We start from the raw sequence: 1,536 nt of genomic DNA, 5'->3' as shown, positions 1-1,536 counted from the left end.
AAAGTTTCAACAGAACCGATAATGATTGGTAAGGGACGTCGTGATAAAGCGGGACCTAAAGCGATAAAATTTCCCCGCTCAAGATCTCTAAACATTTCTGCTTGACGACGCTCCATTCCCAAAAGATCAGCAGCGCGCACCATATCAATATCTAAAAAAGTCCGCCCTATTAAAAAGTTTGAAGCTTCAGCAGCAACATTTTTGGCCAGCTTAGCCAAACGTTGTGTCGCAATAACACCAGCAAGACCACGTTTGCGCCCCCGACACATAAGATTAGTCATAGCACTCAGTGAAATTTTACGTGCTTCATCAGAAACTTCTCCTGCAGCAGTTGGAGCAAACAATTGTGCTTCATCAACAACGACAAGCATAGGATACCAATAATCACGTTCCACATCAAACAGTGCCCCAAGGAAAGCACCCACAGCACGCATCTGTTGTTCAGTATCCAAACCTTCAAGATTAAATACTACAGAAACCCGATGTTGTCGAATGCGATGCGCAATACGCGTCAATTCTAGTTCGCTCCGTTGAGCCTCTACAATAACATGACCAAATTTGTCTGCCAAAGTTACAAAATCACCTTCTGGATCAATCACACAATGCTGTACCCACTGAGCACTTTGTTCTAGAAGACGGCGTAAAAGATGTGATTTACCTGAACCAGAATTACCTTGAACAAGAAGACGTGTTGCCAATAACTCTTCCAAATCAAGAAGTGCTGGCATCGATTTATGCAAAGCACGACTCTCTGATATCTCACCCAAGGCAATCTCAACCTTCATAACATCTCCAGTGTTTGATTTTGAACATATCAGCGCATATTGGTTGATTCTCCATCCTGTACCATAATGTGTAACATTTCCTCTTTTTTAACGATAGAAATCATCGATTTTTCCCACAACTCTTGCATCTATGAATAGTTTGAATTATAGAACAGACTTCTGCGTAGACACCCTTGGAGGCAACGCAGAATGGAGCAATCGCTGCTTATCAGCGCATATCTTCATATCCATGCAAAAACTGTTATTGTTTTTGAAGGATCTCCAATCATGTAAAAAGGACTTAAATTATGAGCAAAAGCTACACTCTTAAGGCCGAAAAACGCGAGCGGGTTGGTAAGGGGTCCTCCCGTGAACTTCGCCGCAACGGTCTTATTCCTGCTGTCATTTATGGTGAAAAACAACCTCCTTTGGCAATAACAGTTCCCTATAAAGAAATTTTCTATAAAATTCACGCTGGTGGCTTTCGTACCACCATTGCAACGATTATTCTTGACAAGCAAAAAATTATGGTTTTGCCAAAAGATTATCAATTAGATCCCGTGCGTGACTTTCCCCTCCATGTAGATTTCTTACGCATTTCAGCAAAATCCGTTGTAGAAGTGAATATTCCTGTCCACTTCCTCAATGAAGATACGGCCCCTGGACTTAAAAAGGGTGGTGTCCTCAATATTGTTCGGCACGAAATTGAATGTACAGCTCCAGCAAGTGCTATTCCTGAAGCTATTGAAATTGATCTCTCCAGCTACTCTAT

The 1,536-nt window shown here is 41.8% G+C and carries 2 protein-coding genes; one reads left to right on the top strand and one right to left on the bottom strand.

Annotation, left to right across the window (positions count from 1 at the left end):
• Positions 1–785: helicase HerA domain-containing protein (locus ACFIO3_RS12860; RefSeq protein WP_375704591.1), on the bottom strand; the 785-nt coding region annotated here is incomplete at its 3' end.
• 287 nt (positions 786–1,072) lie between these two features.
• On the opposite strand from ACFIO3_RS12860, the gene ACFIO3_RS12855 reads away from it, so the two are divergent.
• Positions 1,073–1,536: 50S ribosomal protein L25/general stress protein Ctc (locus ACFIO3_RS12855; protein ID WP_375704590.1), on the top strand; the 464-nt coding region annotated here is incomplete at its 3' end.

The sequence above is a fragment of the Bartonella sp. AD328YNZD genome, assembly GCF_042196425.1.
This window is presented reverse-complemented; position numbering and strand designations above follow the sequence as displayed.